The organism is Paenibacillus sp. JNUCC32 (assembly GCF_014863545.1).
In the GTDB taxonomy this organism is placed as follows: domain Bacteria; phylum Bacillota; class Bacilli; order Paenibacillales; family Paenibacillaceae; genus Paenibacillus_AQ; species Paenibacillus_AQ lautus_A.
The window spans coordinates 1,488,660-1,509,662 of record NZ_CP062260.1 but is presented as its reverse complement, the minus strand read 5'-3'; the positions used below and the strand labels follow the sequence as shown (position 1 = coordinate 1,509,662).

Here is a 21,003-nt window from a genome sequence, read left to right as displayed (position 1 = left end):
TTTTGGAATATAAGAGCAAGATAACAAAATTATGAGGTCCGCGTTTATGGTACAACTAGTATAGAGTAGATCAGGAACGAAAGGAAACGATGATCATGCATGAACCGGACCACAATCGCGGCGACAAGCCGTATACCATGGAACAACAACAACGGCTTCCCAAGGACAGCTGGGAGGATCATATCCATACGCTAAAGCTATTCGTGCCGAAGGAATTCAGCTTTCAGGAGAACCTCAATTATTTGCAAAGATCGCCGAATGAATGTCTCTTTACGATTCGGAACGACAGCATCTACCGGGCGATCCCGCTTGAAGATGACGTTGCCGTGATCGAAGTCAGCGCCAGGAATCAAGAGCAAGCGATCCTGGTTCGATTTTTGGGGAATACCACCCCGACCGAACCAAGCAAGCGGGCGGAGGTAGCCATTTATGTCCGGGACTGGTTCGATCTAAACACCGATTTAGTGCCGTTCTATTCGATGGCCGAGACCGATCCCCTGCTCAGTCAAGCCGTACAGTCCTTCTACGGGCTTCGCAACATGGGCATTCCCGATCTGTTCGAGGCTTTATGCTGGGGCATTCTGGGACAGCAGATTAACCTGGCTTACGCGTATACGCTAAAAAGGCGTTTCGTCGAGGCCTTCGGCAGACGCATCGAGTGTGAAGGCGAGGTTTACTGGATGTTTCCAAGGCCTGAGGACATCGCGCCGCTGCGTGTTGAAGATCTTGGTGGACTTCGGATGACCGTGAAAAAATGCGAGTATCTCCTCGGAGTAGCTGAGCTTATGACGGATGGAAAATTAACGAAAGAACTGCTGCTGGAAGCTGGCGGCTTAAAGAAAGCGGAGAAACAACTGGTCGGCATCCGCGGCATCGGACCGTGGACGGCCAATTATGTGCTGATGCGCTGTTTGCGAATGCCGGCGGCTTTTCCCATCGATGATGTGGGACTGCATAATGCCATCAAACATCTGCTGGGCCTAGAGGCGAAACCGTCGAAGAGGGAGATTCTGGAGCTGTCCGCAGGATGGGCGAACTGGGAATCTTACGCCACTTTTTATCTGTGGAGGTTTCTCTACTAACAAGTCCAACATAATAAAGAGGACGTCTCCCTCTTCTGCCATACAACAGACAGCTGGGAGACCTCCCCTATGATCACTTCATGGATCGGAGACTGCTATTCAATGAAATACAGTTTACCGTCAACCTCAAGCGAAATGGCAGATTGCGAAAGATCATCCTTGAGTTTCTTCGCATAGTCTACCACTTGATTGAGCGAATCCTTGTCGAGTTTCTCGGCAAAAGCGTACACGATGGTTACTTTTTCCTTGATCAAGGTTTTGTTGTTATCCACCCAAGCCCCTTCGCCCGGTATTGCCGTTGCCCCGCCAAACCAGCCGGACAGCTTCGTCAACGCTTGATCGACAAACTTTTGGTGAGCCGCATCCGTGATGGGAATATCCCCCTTTACGGTGGAAGGCACGTAAATCTTCACGACGTGATCCAAGTGGAACTGATTGTTCAGGGCGCTCTGCGTAATGGCCGTTGCCGTCGGATTGCCCTCTGCGCTAAAAGACTGCTGAACCGGTACTACGATAAGCGTTAACAATAATGCCGCTGCAAATGCGATTAGCCAACCTTTTCTTTTCATGTCCATTTCTCCCTTATGTATAGTTTCGTGTCCGTACGGAATCAGCAGAGTTTCAGTTGTTAAATACACTTCTTGCCATCTGTACGGTACAAACTAGCACATATTATATACTGACCTTTGCGTATCAGCTATGGGACGTACGGATTATATTATGCAAAATCATGTAAAAAAGCCGATATTCCCGATGAACAAACTTAGGGAATTCAGCTTTGGTCAACTAACTTCTTATTTTATTGTCCCGATCCAGGATAAACTCTCCACCGATCGATGATCCATGCTGCCGTTCAATATGGCTTGAACGTCATGCAGCGCTTCTTGCAAGTGGACCCGCTCGCCTGGCAGTCCGGTATAAGCTTCAGCAACGTAAAAAGGCTGCGTTAGATAAGCTTCGAGCCGTTCTCCCCGCTCATAAACCTCCATTTCGGATGACGGAATGGCCTCCAATCCTCGTACTTGAACCAGCGAACGCAGCTCCCGATAGCGGCGAAGCAGCTTCTGGGCCCGCTGTTGGACCGCTAAGTGAGCCTGATCCAGATGAACGCCTTCTAATACGGAAGAGGTGGAATATAACGGGTTCACGGCAGGAAACAGATGTCTTGCCGCCAGATCGGCATCGAAATACCACAGCGTCTCCAGCGGCCCGTAAGGCATGTTTTCATCAACAACCGCACCTTTGAGGTCCACAAGAAAAGTCGTGATCTGCTGCATGCCTTCCTGTTGAAAACGTTCCTGAAGATCATAGATCTTGCCGGTTAAGACATGCTCCCGATCCGCGGCAAACACAATTTCTTTATCGGTATTCGCATGCGATACGATAGAATGGATTTCTTCTATTGAAGAAGCAACCCGCTCTACGTCATTCAGCATATCCTGCAGCTCCGGGTAGTTCCCTTCCGGCTTCAGCAGAATCGTCATATACCCTTCCTGCTTGAAGTGATGAAACAACTCCCCGAGCAGCACCAGCTGCCCCATACCGGGACGAGCTACCAGCCCGACGGTGCCGCCTTTTGCCAGAGGAGCGAATAGATCAAGAGGCTTAATGCCCGTTTCGATCATCTCCACGCTTTCCCCGCGCAGGATCAGTTCGTCAAGGCTGCATTTCGCCAAGGCTGCCAGCGCGGCTATGGTGCGAACTTCCGCCCGGCCTACGGGTATTTTTCCCGTACATAGATTGGAAACCGTGGCGGGCCGCAATCCGACGGATTTGGCCGCGCTGGTGAGGTTCGGAACCCTTTGTCTTAAAAGTGATACATTCAGCTTCAGATTGTCCAAGTCCGTACACCCTTCTTGTGATAGTTTATTGATTTCTTCTTAATCTCTCTCAGAAAAGAGTCTGCGGTGCGAACAAACTCGTCCGCATCCGGTTCGAAAATATTATGATCATGCTGCTCGAATTCCACGATTCGTGCCTGCGGCAGCGATAGCTTATATTGTTCCACTGCTTCTAATGATAACCCGGGATGCGGTTTTGCGCCACGTATAATGAGAACAGGGCATGTGAATCGGGACAGGTCGCTCCAAAATTCTACCTTCGCGGAATCCTTCTGCAGGGCATGCAGGGCCGATGGTTTCATCCGGTCGAATAGCTTCTTCCCTCTCCAAGGCGGCAGCGTTGTAAAGAAATCCACCCATCCCGCTGGCAGCTGGGTGTGTATCGCCGGATAGTCTCCGATGATCAGACCTTCAATGCGTTTCGGGTTCCGAATGGCATAACCTAATTGATAGGCTACCCCTCGTGAGTATCCCATGAGTACGAACTGTTCCAGTTCAAGATGGCGAATGGCCGCATCCAGATCGCTGATATGATCCTCGAGCGTGTATCCCGAATCAGGAGAATTACTTCGGCCACGGCCTCGGAGCGTAATGACAACGATATGCCTGGGCGACAGCGTTACCATTTTTTCCATAATGTCGATATAATCCTCGGCCGACTCGGAAAGCCCCGGGATGATAACCAGTGAGCTTTGTTCATTTCTAAGTTCCCGATGTACCTCCGTCACATGAATATGTACCCCATGGTTATTGACCATCGTTTCGTATAACTGCATGCATGAGCCCTCCTATAAAATCTACATTAAAAAAAGCCAACACTTGGTGCATTCGTTCACCTCAACGCGCCAAAAGGCAAAAATGCATGCACGCCCTTCAGGATATTCACGATCTGGGTTACTCTCAGATCCACCGTCAAGGTGGCGTATGCGTACGCCTCCGTTCTCGAAATGGAATAAAGCTCTGTCATGAGATCCAGCATCCCGCTCAAGGCCATCCACATCGCTTCGTCCAGGTCCTCGTGGAATCCCATCGTCAGCCAACCGGTACTCGTCTTTGCTCTGGGCATCTTAATGGGCATGTCGTCACGGACATGAAAGGTTAGGCTCACCTTCTCCATGGGACATTCCAAAGCGGGACCGCTAACTTCGCCGTCGCCTTGAGCCGCATGTCCATCCCCTGTTGAGAACAGCCCGCCATCTACCGGAATCGGCAGATACAAGGTGCTCCCGGCGGTTAATTCTTTGCAATCGAGATTTCCTCCATAAGGGCGCGGCACAAAAGTCGTATGCTGACCTTCTTCCTCCGGCGGCATGCCCATAATCCCCATGAATGGCTTCAGTCCGACGCTGTACTTGAAATTTTCGAACTGACTCCTGCCAGTCATTGTTTTGGCATCCAATTCAAAGTCCAATGTCATTTCCTGGGTATCGGTCATGCCCAGCTTCTCGTTCCAATAGCTTGGAAACCCTCCGGCAGAGGTCCAACCCCACGGCCCGGGAACGACCTCGTTGATCTGAATCTCCAAGGTAAGCCCCGGTTTAGCCCCTTGGATATGCACGGGACCCAATAAGGCATGCCCGAACTGCTTCTCCACCCGCTCCGGCGCACGCTCCGTAAACTTCGATCTCGGCGCTCCCGGAGCAGAGCGCTTCGCAAGTCCCCATCCCGCATCCAAGGTTCGATACACCACGGTATCCCCGGACTGAATATATAGGGCCGGTTCCAGCTCCTTGCTAAAAAATCCGTGAAGCGTGTGAATATCCGGTTGAAGACTATGGATTGTTGACATCCGTTTCTCTCCCTTCACAACAACCATGATTCGATTGGACTTTTTCAATGTGAACCTCCTTGTTACTTTATAGAGTATTTTAAATTACTTTAATAGTCAATCAATTTTACTCTGAAGAGTAATAATTATTACCCCTACAGCGAACACCTCCGCTTCTCAGTTCGCTATGATCCTACAAATCCTTGATCCACGACAAAGTCCCCAACCCGATCACGCAAGCGCGAAGGTTGGGGACTTCCCCACCAAAGATCATTTCCTTACAACAAAAAAAAGAACCGTTCTCTTGGCAGTTGTACTGCTAGGAACGGTTCAACACCATATTCAACGCAAGCATGCTAGTTCATGATGGAGCCTTTATCATGACGTTCATGTTCATTCGGAAACAACCCATTATACTCCATCCTCGCTTCATATCTTTACGCTGGAATCGCGCACGACCATCTGCGGCATCAATTTCACGGCCCGCTCCTCCCTCGGAATTCCCATTATGCGATCCATCAGGATCTGGGCCGCTTTGCGGCCGATTTCCTCCTGCTGCAAAGCAACGGACGTCAGCTTGGGATATACGCGGGAGGCAATGTCCAGATTATCCATGCCCACAACGGCAACGTCATGGGGAATTTTTAATCCGGCTTCTTCGCAAGCTTTCATGACGCCGATCGCCATTAGATCGTTCGCGGCAACGATGCCCTCCGGGTGGTCGGGCCCTTGCAGCCACGCTTTCGCCATCGCATAACCGCCGCTTTCCGTATAGTCGGATTCGGCGATAAAACGAGGAATCAAGGGGATTCCTGCCTCCAGCATGGCATCCCGATACCCGCAGAACCGCTCATGGCCGGTCTGCTCGCTGAGATTACCGCCGACATAGGCGATGCTGCGCAGGCCTTGCTTGATCAGATGCTCCGTGCTTTGCTTGATTCCGTCATACGTATCCACATATACGTAGTCAAAGCGGTCGCTGCCATCCGGCGACACGTATTTATTCGTCAGCACGACCGGAGCCTGCAGCGCATTGATAGCCCCGATATTTTCTTCTCCAAAATCGAAAGACACCATGATCATGCCGTCGGCGACGTTTTCCCGAAGCGTCTGGATCGCCTTCATCTCCTCCTGGAGCCTGTGCTTGGTGTAGAACAGAATCATCAGGTAATCATGCTCCTCCAGCACCTGATTGATGCCGTTGATCATATCGAAATAGAAAGGGTTGCATATATCCGGAACGGCAAAAATGATTTTATTGGTTTGCCTCATTTTCAGCATCTTCGCTGCATGATCGGGCGCATAGTTCATTTCTTGGGCAGCCGCCAGAATTTTGCTCTTCGTCTTGGGACTGCAGTAACCTCTCCCCGACAAGGCTCTGGACACCGTGGAAGGAGATACGCCTACCCGATCTGCAATGGTATAAATTGTATGTTTGTCCATCCTATCCTCCATTAACGACCATGAAACCGACAAGCAGATGCAAAAGGGTCCATGGCTTCACACTATCACCATACCGGAAGCTAAGCAATAGCGCCTGCTTATATAACCTCCCGCTCATCGTTATCCGGTAGTTCCGGGAATGGCGCATGGGGCTCCGCCTGATACCAGAACGCCGTCGATGCAATATCGCTCTGCTGCGGCAGGTATCTGCCTCCTGACCTCCAGCCGAGGTCCTGGATCGTGACGCGAAGATCGCTTTGGAAGCGGATCGGATCCATGACATGCCATCGATACATGCCGAAGCGCTGCTGGCTGCGATATAATCCGTCCGGCTTCAGCACTTGGTGCATCCCCAGATAAGGCGTCGAGTAGGTTCGGTACGTACCGATCGGCTGTTCCCAGTTCCAAGCTCCGCCGAAATAATCCTCCGTTCCCGTACCGCAGATGGTCGGGTAATCCTGGTCCCCGTCCATATAAAACTTGATCTCCCCTTCGCCCCACCAGCCGCTGTTGTTCACCTGCCAGGCTAGGTAAGTCCCTACATAGTGCCCCTGTCCCTTCACGCCATCCAGGATCGTGTAAACGTCCTTATAAGGAACGGGATTCGTTCTCCGCCACTGTGCATGAAAATAAGCCTCTTCTTCGGGGATGTCCGTCAGGGTATAGTCGATTTGGTAGTAAAGGACCGCCTTTTCCGGCGCGCGATTCTCCATCGTCAATCGGGCTTGCTTGCGAAACGGCATCTGCCAGTAGCTGTTCATGCCGCCGGCCGGATTGACGGCAACCGGAATCGAATTGACATCGCTACGTTCACCCCACCCGTTACAGAACAAATCGCCCACCGGAACCTCAACCGAAGGGTCCTGCTCTTCGTCCCAATACATGCGGATAATCATATTGCGCCACAGCGACGGATGACAGGTCAGCCAAATATGCTGAATGGCCCCAGGGCCTTGAATGTCACCCATAGTAAAGGTTTCTCCCGGCATAATCTCCACGGAAGGAGACACCTTCCAGCCCGCGCCCAGATCCCTGGAAGCCGCTGCACCCGTGCCGTCCGTCGCCATGCCCCCTTTTCCTTTCTCGCCGGTAAAATTCTCCGCGCTGATGGATCTCGTCTTCGCATTAGACAGCTTGGATAAGTTTCCGAGATGCATGTTGAGCCCGTTAAAGTTCATCATCCGTAATCGCTCCTTTAGTGTGTGATATCGTATCCGTACCGGTCTTTCAACGTCTGACCCAGATGGGCCTTGATCCGCAGGTAAGCTTCGGCGGCCGCGCCGTTCCCCCAATCAAAAATGGTGAAAGTCCCCATGCCCCGCCCGTCCTCACCTACATCGCCGTCATGACCGTAATTCTCCATCATGAAGCCGTAATCCTTCTCGTTAAAGAAAGGATACGCCCGTTCCCACTGCTGTTTTGTTTTTATATTCTCGGGGCAATACATCATGGCAAAAGAGGCCTGCAATGCGGCAACACCGCGTTCAATATATTCCGGCTGGTCCAATTCCACGCCGTATTGAAGGATCAGCTCTGCAAACAGGCTTTGCCTCGCATCATTCCACTCCCCGTCGCAGTTCATGACGCCGAATCCGCCCAATACGTCAACATACAGATAGGGAGGCTGCCAGGAGGCTTGCGTCATCAGCATTTCATCCAGCACACGTGTGCCGAGTGTCAGATATCGCATCTCGCCGGTCGTCTTGTACATCTGAAATAAGGCCTCCGCCGTCCAGAACATGGAGAAATTGCACTGCTTGAACATGTTATTCCTAACCACCTTGCAGCCGGGGAGCTCTTCGCGGCCAAAGGAGCAGCAGGACCAATACGTCTCGAAATCCTCCCATCTGCCGGACGGTACGATCTCGTTGACGACAACCTCCAGCGCCCTTACTGCCGTTTCCAAATATCTGGGATCCGGCCGCATGTCGTGCAGCTTCAGCAAAAACGTGACGGAGAGCGACGTCTCCGGAGACTCTCGAAGAATATCCAGCGGCGCTAACGTCTCTTGGTCAAGCCAGGCCGGAAAATAGCCCTTCTCGTCCTGAAGAGCCAGAAGCTCATCCGCATAGCGTACGGCGTATTCCATGAGCCTTGGATCCGGCTCGATTTCATCATGCCAGCGAAGCATGAGCAGCGCCGTCCAGCTCATGTCCAGCACATGGTAAGGCGCTTCCGCGATCGAGCCCCAAGGATCGGCCGGATTGCGATTGGAATTCCCCCAGAAGGCATGGTCCCAACTACCTGACCGGTTAACTTCCTGTCCCTCCACCATCACCCGCTTCATCTCCGTCGCAATAACGGCGGGAAAGAACCCGCTTCGCTGCGGAGCAGCAAGAGCCAGCTCTTTCATGAGCCTGGCCTTGCGAACCAGTTCCGGATCATCCTGTTTCTTACCGTAACGATAGAGGCCTTGCGCCGAACGAAGGGAGCTGAACCACGCTTGGTTCCAAATCGATCGGCTTTCCCGTTCGTTCGGAACGCCAGGATAATTCGGGCTTTGACTCACGTCGGCAATGAATACGGGAGCCCCGACCTTCAGTCCGTTCCATTCGAATTCCTGCCACACCGTATCTTTCCAATGGCGAAAAGCCCAGTCGTACGCATATTTTACATAGTGTTCGAGAGGAGCTCTGTCATGGATGCCCTGACGGAGTCGGGAGTGACCCCATCGCTCCCATAAAAATTGCAGCACCGGCCGCCAGGGGTTCAATGCAGCTTGATCATCCTCCAACGTCATGAGGTAGAAGCCGATGCAGAACGTTCCGGGCGAATAAGCAGCACCCTCCACCTTCTCAAACAGCACGTGATCACTCACACGGGTCCGGCTCATTCCCAAGACGAATTGGTTGTTCGGAGCATCCAGATCCAAGTACCAACGAGCGTCCGCATCCTTCGCGATCAGATCCAGATCCGGTATCAGTGTGAGCAGTCTGGTGCCGTCATGAGCAATGAGGGCAGGCGACCGAAAGCTGTGCTGATCCATCACATGCCGGGAAGTCGGCGTTATATGAGGAGCCCAGTGAAAATACGGCTGGAACGCAGGCTCCAGGCGCAGCTGCCAATCATCCTGTCGTATCTCCTGATCCAGCTCAAATGTCATTATGCAGTGATAAGTGCCTTTATCGATTTGTTTAAGACTCAGCTTGGGAGCTGCACTCCCTAATTGGTCATAATCCCACCGCTTTACATAAGCGTCCGGTAATTGTGCCATAAGTCCTCCATTCTGCTCGTTTTCCGGCAAGAAATCCCCGCCAGCGACACGTCGTCCATTCTTTAACAGGCTGAAATCGTCAATCTGATCCAATTGTCCGACGTCGCCGCCCCAATTTCTATCATCCTCCGCCTCAGAAAACCGCGTCATTGTGCCAAGTTAAGGCGAAGTCAGTTCCAACATCGCTATGCTTCGTGCCGGCAGCTTAAGCAAACGCAATCCGCCTTGTTCCATGGAGCAATCAATGGCCGGCTCTCCCGCTTTCGTGTACAGCTGCCCGGTCACGGTCGTCTTTCCGAAGTCTTCCGGACGGAGCTCGATGCTTATTGTCTGCTCCTCTCCGGTCACATTCGCAAAGAACAAGCCGACATCCCCTTGATCATTCTGCCATGCCGAGTGGATAACGGCGTCTGTCAGCAGTTCTCCCGAATTGTTATATTCCGGCGTATCCTTGCCGTGGTTGTAATGAAACCACTTCATCGGCGTCATAGGAACGTCGAAGGAGAGCGGCCGAAGCATCGTGCCATACGACCAATACGGCTTCGCGGCACCGATTCGCAGCCGTGCATACAGAGCCAAGTAATCGGCCCTGTTCGCCGAGAAGGCATACCCGCGCGGTTCAAACGGATAATAATGCTCCTCCGCGGTATTTTCGTTGCCGTCCAGCGCCTCCATCGGACTGTACTCGTAATTCAATTCGTACAGGCCGCCCCAGAGATACGTGCGTGCTACCGTAAAATAGTAAAGCTCTCCGATTTCCTCGGTCAGCTTGCCCCAGCCGTCCAATCTCAGCGCGCCGTACTCGTGATATACGTAAGTAAACATCGGGATGAGATAGGCCGCACCTGTTTTAAGCAGCTCCCGGATCGGCCATCCTTCGAGCGGCGCCGCCGGCTGCCCCCCTGCCCGGGCTTGATAGTAGTCGATCAGATCCAGCATCGTTTCATTCATCATCTCGGTTCCCATGGGGATATAGCGTCCGGCTGTTTCGCACATGGCCGCCTTCGTATCGGCAAAGTTCCGCCGGTAAGCCTCCTCAATGATGCTGCCGGCTCCGACCGGATGACCGTGGCTGTCATCCATGCAGATCTTCAGAATGTTGTTGGCGGAGATATCGTAGTAGATCGAATCGATGTCATCGCTCTGCTGCAGTGCCGTATCCCGCCTCACATGAAAATCGTGGGTGTACGGATGCGCCGGACAAAGGAACGGAAAGCGGTAAGCATCCACGCTTTTTTTCAGCTCGGGAAACTTCTGCTCGGCTGCTCTGCCAAGCTCTCCGTCGGCTCCGTCAAAATGATAAAGGTAATCGAATTCGAACGGAGCGAAGCGATGGCCCAGCTTTCGGATCAGAGCGATGTTTTCTGGGTTGAAGCGGGTCGGAAACCAATCATCATATCCCCCCGGCACGCCGCTGCCGAAGGTTTGCGGCCGATGCGTCCAATCGGGGCCCAGGATGTGGAGCATCGGCGTTCCGATGCTGTCGTGGTATTGTTGTATCCATGCCGTACGATCCGATCCCGCATTGATACCGAAGGTTGCCGCGCCCATATCCTCATGCAGCCATGGACTGCCTTCCTTCGCAGCCCTCTCCGAAAGCTTGCCGCGTCTACACCACTTCTGTTGCACGGCCCAGCACTTGTACCGGTCAGCAGCTTCGTACCAGCCGCTTCCTGACAGAATCGACACTTGCACCGGATAATGCGGCTTGATCCCCTTGCCGGGTCCCATATCACTGCAGCCATGGATCACGGAGGCTTCCAGCAAGCCGTTCCCGTTCTTGAAGAAATTGAGCCATTTCGGATGGCCCTCGCCGTCCAGGGCAGCGAGTTGCAGCCCGCCCCTGTCTTTGCCGTAATAGGCAAAAAACTGCATCGTTGCCCCGGAAAAGCTCTCCGGATACGGCATGAAACGAAATCCGATTCCGTCCGTTTCAAATACCTTCATCGGGTTGTTGACCTCAAAGCCGGTTGCAAAGGAATGGGCGATATAATCCTCCTCGCCGTGCTCCGTGATCGTGGTCAAATTCGGAATAACCGGATATTCCAGGCTCAGCAATCGGATTCCCGAATGGTTCTCTGCTGCGCATCGGAATTCAATGCAATCCGCTTCTTCTGCGAGCTTTACGGAAGCCGTGACGATCATACCTTGCTGCGTGTCCCAGCTCAACTGAACCTGATCTGTCCCGTCTTCCGTATTTTCCCTGCTCCATCCGAAGTTCTGAAAGGAGCTGCTGAAACCCGCGTCCGTCTCCAAGCGAAATGGATCCGCCGTGCCCGTATCCGCGATAAGCCCGATTCCTCTAACGTTATCGCGAATGCCTCGAACCGTGCCGTCAATCTCGCTGATTTCCAGCCGGATATGCCTGTTCTCAAGTATAATCATGCCCCACCTCCACCTGTTGGCTTAGAATGTTACTTCAAACCGGAGATTTTGATTCCTGAAATGATGTGCTTCTGGAAGAAGAGGAACAAGATAATGGTCGGCAGGCAGGAAAGCGCCGATCCGGCCATCAGCATGCCCATTTCGGTTGCCCGTTCGGAACGGAAGGTGTATAAATATTGCATGATTTGAAAGAGCTCCGGGTTGGTGATCGTCATCGTCGGCCATACGAAGGAGTTCCAATAGGCCAAATAGGAGCCTATGCCCACGATGACGAAGACCGGAAACGACATTGGAATGAAGATATGCGTAAAAATCTTGATCCTTCCTGCTCCGTCAATCAGCGCCGCCTCTTCAAGCGCCATCGGAATATTCAAGTAGAATTGGCGGATGAAGAACATATGACCCGCGGAAGCAATGCCGGGCAATACGAGCACCGCCAGCGTATCGAGCATTCCCATCTCATTCACCACAATGAAGGAGGTCAGCAGAATGGCCATGCCTGGAATGAACATGGTGACGATGACATAAACCCACAGCATCGTCTTGAACCTGAATTCCAGCCTGGCGAAAACGTAAGCCGCGGTGGCGTTCACGGCCAAGCTCAGCGCCGCGAAGAGAACGGCGCCCCCGAATGTGACCAGCATCGATTGAATGAAGGTCGCGTCGCTCAGAATATCCGTGTAATTCTGAACCATCCATTTCTTCGGGAAGAAACGGAACGGCGTTGCAAGCACCTCCGCCTTATCTTTGAAACCGGCAATGATGACCCAGAGCAGCGGGAACAGCGCCATGATCGTCACCAGTCCGGTCAAGAGCGTCATCAATGTTTTTTGGACACCGTTTAACGATTTCATCATGTTATCCTCCTGCCTTCTTATCCGTCGATCGCTTTTTCCGAATTCAGTACTCTGAAGATAATGGCCGAAATACTGCCAAGGACCACAAACAACAGCAGCGATGCCGCGATGGAGTTCCCGACCATGACGTCGTTTCGGAAGTGGTTCAGGATGTAGAGGTTCGGCGTCGTGGTCTCGCTGAGCGGGCCGCCGCCCGTCATGACGAGGGACAGCTCGAACTGGGAGATTTGCGCCGTAAATCCGGTTACGAGCAGATACAGGATCACATTGCGCATGAGCGGAATCGTGATGTACCACATGCGAACGAAGGTGCCCGCCCCCTCGAGTTCGGCAGCCTCATAGTAACTTTTTGGGATATCGTGGAGGCCTGCCAGCATGATGAGCGTCGTGAGTCCGAAGCCCAGCCACACGGCTGGAGCCGCGATGCTCGGCAGCGCCGTTGCCACGTCGGCAAGCCAGGCTTTCGGCTCCGATCCGAACAGCCCGATGATGTAATTGGCCAGGCCTCCGGCATAATCGAAGATGAAGACAAAGATGACCGACGCCACGATTCCGGAAATAATGGTGGGAATGTAGACGGAAGTCTTAACAACGCTTGCGAAACCGGAGCCCAGATTCTTAATGATGTTCGCGAACAGAAACGAGAGAATCAGCATCGTCGGAACGACCATCAGCGCGAACTTAAGCCCTACCCAGATGGATTGGAGAAAGAGGTCATCGGTCAGCACCATATAGAAATTCTGCAAGCCCACAAAGGTGGAATCCTGATAGAAACTCCAATTATAGAAGCTCACCCGCAGTGCATAGAAGAACGGAATGATGACAAAGACGGTCAGCAGGATGACGATGGGAGCGAGCAGCATGTAAGCCACGCCGTTGTCCTGCCGATAATTTTTCTTGAACATGTAGCGTCACCACCATTGGCCAAGGATGAAGCAGCCATCCGAAAATAACATTTCGAAAACCGGATTTCCGGACGGCTGCCAACACTATTTTTTCGGATTCGTACCGGCAAGCTTATTCTTCGCGATGAAATCGTTAATGTCTTTCTCTGCCTTCGCCAGCGCCTTATCCACCGAAGTACCCTTCATGGCGGACTCGATGGACGTGGCGAGCGCGAAGCTGATGTCCCACGGATAAACTGGCTCAGCCTGCGAATGCGGAATGATCCGCTCGGATACGAGTGCACGCCATTCATCCTTGGATGCATCCGGATCGGATTTCATCGCTTCGTCCACGGATTTGCGCGGGGAGAACTTGGAGAACTGGGACGTCTTGAAAAAATCGATCATGATGTTCGGGTCGCCTGCGAGCAAATAGGAGATGAAATCGGCCGATTCCTGCGGATGCTCGGATTTGCCGTCCACCGCCAGCGACCAGCCGCCGAGCGTTGCCGTCGGCTTCGTCAAATCGCCGTCCATCGATGCCATCGGCGCAATCCCTACCTTATCCACCATGTCTTTATAGGTGTTGCGAAGCTGACCGATCGCCCAGGAACCGCAAATCTGGATGGCGATCTTGCCTTCGCCGAAAGGCTTGATGTCCGCATATCCGGCCAATGCCTGCTTCGGCATGACGCCGGACTGGTACGCTTTTTGGTAAAAGTCCAAAACGGCCTTGTAACCGTCATTGTTCACGTCCGCTTGGGACCAGTCCTCCGTAACCGCCAGATGACCTGCCCCGTTATACTGCAGGCCCCAGCTCGACCAGCCCAGATCCGGCGCAGTTTGCGCAATCGATAAGCCGAACACGCCTTTCTTGGTGAGCTTCTGGGCCGCATCCAGAAGCTCAGCCCATGTTTTCGGCGGCTGATTGGGGTCAAGCCCGGCTTCCTGGAACATATCCTTCCGATAGAACATCACAGCAGACGGCTCAACCAGCTTCGGATATGCATAGTACTGACCGTTAACGGATACGAAGTCCTTCATATTGTCGTACAAATCATCGAAGGCTGAAGGCTCCATTAAATCGTTCAGGGCCATCAGTTGACCCGTTTTTGCCGCATTGGCCACATTGCCGTAGTTGATCGTTCGGATGTCCGGTGCCTTGCCTGCGGCCTGCGCTGCTTTCATCTTCTGGTCCCAGGCGTCGGCCGGAACGATGGTCAGCTTCACTTCAACCTCGCTCTGGGATTTATTGAACTCGCCGACCCATTTCTTGAACCAGGCATCGGTGGTATCCTCGAATTTTTGCGCCCAGAAATCGATCACAACCTTGCCGCTGGCTTCATTCCCGTTGTTTGCGCTTTCATTTTCCGGTGGATTGCTTAAAGCTCCTCCTCCGGGACCGCCAGATCGTCCGCCGCAGCCCGTAACGAGCATCGCCAGAACAAGAACAACGGAGAACAGAACAGGCCAGGATTTGAAGCCGATGGTATTTTTCTGCATCATGAACCCTCCTTATAATGGATCAAACTATTTAAACGCTGGTCCGCATTTAAACCGATCATTCTTGGAATCCGCGCCTCACTTTTCGAGCGAAGCCTTAAACCAGAAAACATTGTAGGGATCCCATAAAGACAATGTGAAATAGATCGTCTGCCCGTCATTCTCCGTATACCGATCGTTCATATAGGGCCCGTATAGCCCCGGATAATCCTCGGCTCGGACCAAATCCAGGGGCTCGCCCCATGGCCCCCAAGGCGTCATGCCTTCACGTATGACAACCCCTTGGCCTTCCTTCAAATAGGTCATCAGCCAGCGTTCCAGATAAGAATTCCACACTACGGACAGCTCGCCGACGGTGTCATCCACCACATACCTGGCATCCTTCATATCCGCGCTCCACCTGGGACTGCCGTCATCGTTCAATCCGCTGTAATATCGGTACTCGGACATATTCTCGATGTGCTCCTCGCCCACCTTCATAAGCTGAACGCCGCCAAAGCGGCCCGAAGGAATCCCCCAAAAATAAATATCCGAACCGCCTGCTTCATTCTCCACCTTATAGGGGCTAACCTGGATGAAATTGCTGTCTCCCGGCCAACGGAGCCGGTCCTGCAGCTCCCAGGTTTCACCGTTATCGGTCGATTTGGCCACGCTGCTGTAATTGGCGTCCCACTTCCCCGGATTGCCCCAATGGTTGACCGACATGTAGTGCAAATACAAGGCGCCGCCTGCCGCAATGCCATGGGTCGGAATTTTCGTCATTTCTTCGTAATCGATTTTGGCGGAAGGCAGCAGTTCCTTCGCCGTGCCGAATTCATCCGTGATCATTCCCTCGAATGCGATACCGTCAGCCGGATGAGCGTCCGTTGTATAGGCTATCGTATTGGAGCGCCAATAGCTTCCCCCTCCGCCTGTCTGATCAGTCGCCCTCTCGCCGAACGTATCCCCGAACACGAAGTAAGTTCGTTCCCCGTCATTCATCATGGAACCCAGATCGGTGCCGTACACGGCGTATTGATCGGTACGATTGGGGGAGGATTCCCCGGTTAATTGCGAAACCTGCTCCACGCCGGTCATGCCTTTTAATAAAAAGCTTTTGTCTGTCGCATCAAGCAGAGGATTCACCTTGCCGCCCCCCGCGCAGCCGCATAACAGCAAAATCATGCCTGCGAAGAGGGCATTTTTCCATTTCAAGCTCATCTCCCCTTTCGATCTGATTGTGGATTCCTATATTCCACCCGTGAACATCAGGGATTGTTATGACCGAATATCTGATTCAAACTAGCAGGATTGAGCGGCTTCGTATCCGGCATTGGCAAGCGTTTATCCACCTTTGGCAGCTTCGGGAAAGAACGATGGGGTTCCGCCTGGTACCAGTACGCCGTCGAGGAAATATCGTCGCTCCGATGATTGTTATGACCGTGCTCGATCGTGACCTTGATGCTGCTATCGAACATGATCGGATCCAGGATATGATACCGGTACGTGGAGATTTTTCCGCTCCAGTTCGGGCCGCCGCCCATAATGATGCCATGATACGGGGTGCACACCTCCTGCTGCGGACACCAGGCCGTATTGAAATAATCCTCCATGCCCGTGCCGTGCAGAGTCGGAGGCCATGGCTCCCCATCGATGAAGATCATGTCGTCTCCTTCGCCGTACCAGTTCCATTCCCGCGTATCGCGGAGGTTATGGACATTGAAGTTGCAGCCGATGTAATGGCCCTTCCCAACCGCGTCCAAAATGACATAGTTGCCGCTGCCCGTCGTATTCTTGCCGCCGAATTCGTAGAAAGCGTTATCCACCCCGTGATCCGCGATCCCGTCGGTCGGATTTTCCCGGTGCCACTGGGCATGGAATCGCAGCTCCTCCTCGGGCAGCTTATCGTACGATTCATAGTCCACATAGAAATAAAATTTAATCGGATGCTCCGCTTCGCTCTCGATCGTTATACGAGCGCCATTCCCATACGGCATGCGAAAAAAGCTGTTGAATGCTTTGCCGTCCTCGGGACTCATCATCAACGCCGCTGACGTATAATTTTTGGTGAGGCCGTGCCCCATTCCGAAAAAATCGCCAATCGGCGCTTCCACGCTGGGCTCGGTCTCCTGGTCCCAGTACATGCGGAGTACGACTTTGCGCGGCAGATACAATTCCTCGGCAGGGGCGTCGGTCGCCATGGTCATCCAAATATGGGTGATGGCACCCGCTCCCGGAATGCTGCAAATTTCGGTCAGGTCGCCCGGCTGGATGGAGAAGTAATCCTTATTCCCTCCCGAACGGTCGTAGCTGGATTCCCTTTTTCTTTTTCCGGATCGCTTGCGGCTGAGTGAAAATAACGCTGTTTGATTGTCCATGGATGATCGCTCCTCATAAGTTGATGGCGTAGGTAAAAGCGCTTCTTAAAACAATTTGCCAACAATGTGACATCGATTGCAGAATGGGTGGTTAAGGAATGCAGGCCATGCTACCAACACGACAGCCTGCATTCCTTATGTGAGTCATAACCCGTTGTCTATCCTCGGGCCGAATCCGTTGATCCTTCAGAGTTAAAACTGCTTCTTAACGCTTTCAGCCGTTTCAACACCCCATTTTCGTCCCTGCCCAAATAATCATGAAGTCCTTTATACTCCTTGTATAACAGGTCATACATTCGGACGTTAGCTTCAATCGGCTTGAATGTTTCTTCCCGAACGCGGGCCATCGCCTCCGAAGCTTCCACGATGCTGCCATATCCTCCCTGATCTTTGCCTGCCGCAACCGCACCGAACATGGCTGCGCCAAAAGCGGCCGTCTGGACGGTATCCGCGATCTTGATCTCTTTGCCGGTAACGTCGGCATAAATCTGCATCAGCAGCCGGTTGCGCTGCGGCAATCCGCCGCAAGCATAAAGCTCCTGAACTTCAATGCCGCTATCGGTAAACGCCTCGATAATAGCCCGGGTACCAAAGGCTGTGGCTTCGAGCAGGGCCCGATAAATCTCCTCCGGCTTGGTCTGCAAGGTGAAACCAAGCATGACGCCGCTAAGATCGGCATCCATCAGCACGGAACGGCTTCCGTTCCACCAGTCCAGGGCAAGCAGTCCGCTTTGTCCAGGCGCGTATCGGGCCGCTTCCTTCTCGAGCCACTCATGAACGCCAAGCCGCTCTTCTGCAGCCTTAAGCCTAACGTATTCCGGAACTGCCTCATCCACATACCAGGCGAATATATCGCCAACGGCCGATTGTCCTGCCTCATACCCGTAATAACCGGGAATGATCCCATCCTCGACGACGCCGCAAATGCCTTCGCCGGTCACTTCTTTGTCGCTTAAAATCAAGTGACAAGTAGAGGTTCCCATAGCGAGTACCAGCTTCCCCGGGGTTACGACGCTGACGGCCGGTACCATCGCATGGGCATCGATGTTGGCTACGGCTACCGCGGTTCCCGGCAGAAGCCCCGTCATCGCCGCCATACTTTCGGTTAATCCGCCTGCTTTCGAACCCAGGGGCTTGATCGCTCCTCTCAGCTTCGTCTCGACGAGATTTCCGAACCTTGGATCGAGCGAATGCAGGAACGCCTTGGACGGATAACCCTCCCGTTTATGCCAATTGGCTTTATAGCCGGCGGTGCAGCTGCTTCGCGCGAGCTGGCCGGTCAATTGCATGACCACCCAATCGGCAGCTTCCATGAACAACACGGACCGTTCATATAATTCGGGAGCTTCCCTCAGAATCTGCAAACACTTTGCAAGCATCCACTCGGAGGACAGCTTTCCTCCATAACGCGCAAGAAATTTCTCGCCCCGCGAAGCTGCGGCTGCATTGATCAGGTTCGCTTCTTCCTGCGCCGCATGATGCTTCCACAGCTTCACCCAGCTGTGCGGATGGTCCCTCCATTCCTCCGTCATACAGAGCGGGGTCCCGCCTGCATCCAGCGGCATCATCGTACATGCCGTAAAATCGATGCCAATGCCGATGACTTGATCAGCCGATATCGCTGCATCCGACAGCACGCGGGGGATCGATTGCCTAAGAACCTCCAAGTAATCCTTTGGATGCTGCAGCGCCCAATCCGGCTCCAGCTTCAAACCCGAATGGACCAGCACCTCGTCCATGACTCCATGCGCGTAAGGCGTCACATGCGTCGCTACTTCCTGGCCCGTCGTGATATCGACAAGCAGGGCCCTGCCCGATTCCGTACCGAAATCAACCCCGATGGTGTATAACTGCTTCATATCATCTGCCTCCTATTTGTACAAAGGACCATAAGACGCGCATGCCCGGTAATCGGCAGAAACCGGCTCCAGCCCGCCGAAAGCGGTCCAAGCGCTTGGCCGGAAGATCCGCTCCTCCGGCACGTTGTGCATGCATACCGGAATGCGGAGCATCGACGCCAAAGTAATCAAATCTCCGCCAATATGGCCGTAACTCATGGCGGCATGGTTGGATCCCCAATTACTCATAACGGTGTAAACATCCTTGAACAGTCCCTCGCCGGTAAGGTTCGGGACGAACCAGGTCGTCGGCCAAGTGGGGTCGCTTCGCTGGTCCAATACATCGTGCACGGCCTCCGGGAGCTCCACGGTTATTCCCTCGGCGATGTGTAGGACCGGTCCGACACCCGCGACCATATTGATTCTGGCGATCGTTGCCGGCATGCCTCCCCGGGTCGTGAAGTCCGTGGAGAATCCCCCGCCGCGGAAGAAATCAATAGCCGGACACCACTTGACTGCATCCAGACAATCCTGGACTTCCTCCTGCGTGATATCCCAGAACGGCTTCATGGCCGGCTTGCCGTCTTTCGATTGCCTTCCCGTTCCGTCTAGTGCTGCCGGTCCTGAATTGATCAGGTGGATCACGCCGTTGGCCGCAATGCCCTCCAGCTCGTATCCCGTCACTCGCTTCACGGCATCCGGACTCCAATATGTACGAACGTCTGCAAACACCTGGGCCGCATTCGTCAGGAGATGACCGAACAGCATCGTGATTCCATTCAGATTGTCATTCTCCGTTGCGACGATATACGGCTCCCTCAGACCGTTCCAATCAAAAGAGGAATTCAATATCGCCTCCATGAAATCCCCCGTCGGGAAGTAATCCGTCCAGGCACGCTGTCCTTGGAATCCTGCAGCCAGTGCATGTCGGCCGAGCGCTTCTTCTCCATATCCCATGGCCGCCAGCTTCGGATTGCCTACCATCAAATCGCGTGCAATCAGCGCCATCTTCGCGACGGTTTCCCAATCCTGTTCCTTCTGTTCTTCGGACCGCTTTAAATGCTCCGGATTAACGTCCGTTCCCGGCTTGCAATTCTGTTTAATCCAGGCCAGTGCCCGCTCATATTCGTCATGATCGTAAATTTCCAGCTCGATCCGCCTTACGAATTCGGTCATATCCACATATTCGTTGCGCATCCCCAGATACCTCTGAAAAAAGTTTTCGTCGACGATGCAGCCCGCGATGCCCATGGATACGGTGCCCATCGATAAGTAGGAGGTCCCCTTCATGGTCGCTACGGCAAGGCCTGCCTTGGCAAATTGCAGAAGCTTCTCCTGAACATCCGCCGTTATTTCGGTATCCCCGATATCCTGTACATCGCGTCCATAGATGGAGAAGGCCGGCAGACCCTTCTGATTATGCGCTCCCAGCGCCGCCGCCAGATATACGGCCCCGGGACGTTCCGTCCCGTTGAAACCCCAAATTGCTTTTGGCCTGGTCGGGTGGGTATCCATCGTTTCCGTCGGATAGCACCAGGATGGTGTCACCGAAATGGTAAGACCTACATTCTCCCTGGCAAATTTCTCTTCGGTTCGTGCGGCCTCAGCTACCCCTCCGATACAGGTGTCGGCAATCACGCATTCCACTGGAAGCCCGTTGCTGTGCCTTAGCCGTTCGGTGAGCAAGCGAGCGGTTCGTTTCGCCATATCCATGGTGACATCCTCTAACGATTCCCGGATACCACCCCGCCGGCCATCCACGATAGGGCGAATGCCGATTTTAGGCAATTCGTTCTGCAATCGATTGCAGATGTTTGATTGATTATGCATC

The 21,003-nt window shown here is 53.3% G+C and carries 16 protein-coding genes; 1 reads left to right on the top strand and 15 read right to left on the bottom strand.

The features are described from left to right. The first annotated feature begins 95 nt into the window (after positions 1–95). Positions 96–1,082, top strand: coding sequence for a DNA-3-methyladenine glycosylase family protein (locus tag JNUCC32_RS06980; protein ID WP_430623452.1), 987 nt, complete (start codon positions 96–98; stop codon positions 1,080–1,082). Between the two features lie 95 nt (positions 1,083–1,177). On the opposite strand, the gene JNUCC32_RS06975 is transcribed toward JNUCC32_RS06980, so the two are convergent. The 15 genes from JNUCC32_RS06975 to JNUCC32_RS06905 form a co-directional block, all read right to left on the bottom strand. Continuing rightward, positions 1,178–1,651 carry a hypothetical protein gene (locus JNUCC32_RS06975; RefSeq protein WP_015735984.1) on the bottom strand — a complete coding sequence of 158 codons (474 nt, stop codon included), beginning with the start codon at positions 1,649–1,651 and terminating at the stop codon, positions 1,178–1,180. A 225-nt stretch (positions 1,652–1,876) separates the two neighbouring features. Continuing rightward, entirely contained in the window at positions 1,877–2,923 is a 1,047-nt protein-coding gene (locus JNUCC32_RS06970) for an ATP synthase beta subunit C-terminal domain-containing protein (RefSeq protein ID WP_192571466.1), read from the bottom strand. Continuing rightward, positions 2,911–3,699, bottom strand: coding sequence for an alpha/beta fold hydrolase (locus tag JNUCC32_RS06965; protein WP_192571465.1), 789 nt, complete (start codon positions 3,697–3,699; stop codon positions 2,911–2,913). The genes JNUCC32_RS06970 and JNUCC32_RS06965 overlap by 13 nt, the downstream gene beginning before the upstream one ends. A 56-nt stretch (positions 3,700–3,755) precedes the next feature. Further along, complete coding sequence (locus tag JNUCC32_RS06960; protein ID WP_192572609.1) at positions 3,756–4,712, bottom strand: acetamidase/formamidase family protein; 957 nt, start codon at positions 4,710–4,712, stop codon at positions 3,756–3,758. Between the two features lie 408 nt (positions 4,713–5,120). After that, a complete protein-coding gene (locus tag JNUCC32_RS06955; RefSeq protein WP_015735988.1) occupies positions 5,121–6,134 on the bottom strand; it encodes a LacI family DNA-binding transcriptional regulator in 1,014 nt (337 codons plus the stop codon). A 98-nt stretch (positions 6,135–6,232) separates the two neighbouring features. Further along, complete coding sequence (locus tag JNUCC32_RS06950; protein ID WP_192571464.1) at positions 6,233–7,315, bottom strand: glycoside hydrolase family 172 protein; 1,083 nt, start codon at positions 7,313–7,315, stop codon at positions 6,233–6,235. Positions 7,316–7,329: 14 nt separating this feature from the next. Continuing rightward, positions 7,330–9,348 carry a hypothetical protein gene (locus JNUCC32_RS06945; protein WP_192571463.1) on the bottom strand — a complete coding sequence of 673 codons (2,019 nt, stop codon included), beginning with the start codon at positions 9,346–9,348 and terminating at the stop codon, positions 7,330–7,332. Positions 9,349–9,507: 159 nt separating this feature from the next. After that, positions 9,508–11,733 (bottom strand): DUF6259 domain-containing protein, encoded by a 2,226-nt coding sequence (locus JNUCC32_RS06940; RefSeq protein WP_192571462.1) that lies wholly within the window; start codon positions 11,731–11,733, stop codon positions 9,508–9,510. A 29-nt stretch (positions 11,734–11,762) separates the two neighbouring features. Beyond that, the gene (locus tag JNUCC32_RS06935) at positions 11,763–12,590 is read right to left on the bottom strand and encodes a carbohydrate ABC transporter permease (RefSeq protein WP_145037911.1); all 828 of its coding nucleotides are present in this window, start codon (positions 12,588–12,590) and stop codon (positions 11,763–11,765) included. A gap of 17 nt (positions 12,591–12,607) precedes the next feature. Beyond that, positions 12,608–13,495 (bottom strand): carbohydrate ABC transporter permease, encoded by an 888-nt coding sequence (locus tag JNUCC32_RS06930; protein WP_015735993.1) that lies wholly within the window; start codon positions 13,493–13,495, stop codon positions 12,608–12,610. An 84-nt stretch (positions 13,496–13,579) separates the two neighbouring features. Beyond that, positions 13,580–14,980 (bottom strand): ABC transporter substrate-binding protein, encoded by a 1,401-nt coding sequence (locus JNUCC32_RS06925; protein ID WP_228468889.1) that lies wholly within the window; start codon positions 14,978–14,980, stop codon positions 13,580–13,582. A gap of 75 nt (positions 14,981–15,055) precedes the next feature. Further along, positions 15,056–16,177 carry a glycoside hydrolase family 183 protein gene (locus JNUCC32_RS06920; protein WP_228468888.1) on the bottom strand — a complete coding sequence of 374 codons (1,122 nt, stop codon included), beginning with the start codon at positions 16,175–16,177 and terminating at the stop codon, positions 15,056–15,058. Positions 16,178–16,224: 47 nt separating this feature from the next. After that, positions 16,225–17,334 carry a glycoside hydrolase family 172 protein gene (locus tag JNUCC32_RS06915; RefSeq protein ID WP_192571460.1) on the bottom strand — a complete coding sequence of 370 codons (1,110 nt, stop codon included), beginning with the start codon at positions 17,332–17,334 and terminating at the stop codon, positions 16,225–16,227. A 158-nt stretch (positions 17,335–17,492) separates the two neighbouring features. Beyond that, positions 17,493–19,193, bottom strand: a complete 1,701-nt coding sequence (locus JNUCC32_RS06910; RefSeq protein WP_192571459.1) for a ribulokinase — start codon at positions 19,191–19,193, stop codon at positions 17,493–17,495. 12 nt (positions 19,194–19,205) lie between these two features. Beyond that, positions 19,206–21,002: an L-fucose isomerase gene (locus tag JNUCC32_RS06905; protein ID WP_015735998.1), complete on the bottom strand. Its 1,797-nt coding sequence runs from the start codon at positions 21,000–21,002 to the stop codon at positions 19,206–19,208. Position 21,003: the final 1 nt, after the last annotated feature.

Coding starts and splice junctions, on each gene's coding strand:
- JNUCC32_RS06980 (WP_430623452.1), top strand. CDS start 96: ATGCATGAACCGGACCACAATCGCGGCGACAAGCCGTATACCATGGAA.
- JNUCC32_RS06975 (WP_015735984.1), bottom strand. CDS start 1,651: ATGAAAAGAAAAGGTTGGCTAATCGCATTTGCAGCGGCATTATTGTTA.
- JNUCC32_RS06965 (WP_192571465.1), bottom strand. CDS start 3,699: ATGCAGTTATACGAAACGATGGTCAATAACCATGGGGTACATATTCAT.
- JNUCC32_RS06960 (WP_192572609.1), bottom strand. CDS start 4,712: ATGTCAACAATCCATAGTCTTCAACCGGATATTCACACGCTTCACGGA.
- JNUCC32_RS06955 (WP_015735988.1), bottom strand. CDS start 6,134: ATGGACAAACATACAATTTATACCATTGCAGATCGGGTAGGCGTATCT.
- JNUCC32_RS06950 (WP_192571464.1), bottom strand. CDS start 7,315: ATGATGAACTTTAACGGGCTCAACATGCATCTCGGAAACTTATCCAAG.
- JNUCC32_RS06945 (WP_192571463.1), bottom strand. CDS start 9,348: ATGGCACAATTACCGGACGCTTATGTAAAGCGGTGGGATTATGACCAA.
- JNUCC32_RS06940 (WP_192571462.1), bottom strand. CDS start 11,733: ATGATTATACTTGAGAACAGGCATATCCGGCTGGAAATCAGCGAGATT.
- JNUCC32_RS06935 (WP_145037911.1), bottom strand. CDS start 12,590: ATGATGAAATCGTTAAACGGTGTCCAAAAAACATTGATGACGCTCTTG.
- JNUCC32_RS06930 (WP_015735993.1), bottom strand. CDS start 13,495: ATGTTCAAGAAAAATTATCGGCAGGACAACGGCGTGGCTTACATGCTG.
- JNUCC32_RS06925 (WP_228468889.1), bottom strand. CDS start 14,980: ATGATGCAGAAAAATACCATCGGCTTCAAATCCTGGCCTGTTCTGTTC.
- JNUCC32_RS06920 (WP_228468888.1), bottom strand. CDS start 16,177: ATGAGCTTGAAATGGAAAAATGCCCTCTTCGCAGGCATGATTTTGCTG.
- JNUCC32_RS06915 (WP_192571460.1), bottom strand. CDS start 17,334: ATGGACAATCAAACAGCGTTATTTTCACTCAGCCGCAAGCGATCCGGA.
- JNUCC32_RS06910 (WP_192571459.1), bottom strand. CDS start 19,193: ATGAAGCAGTTATACACCATCGGGGTTGATTTCGGTACGGAATCGGGC.
- JNUCC32_RS06905 (WP_015735998.1), bottom strand. CDS start 21,002: ATGCATAATCAATCAAACATCTGCAATCGATTGCAGAACGAATTGCCT.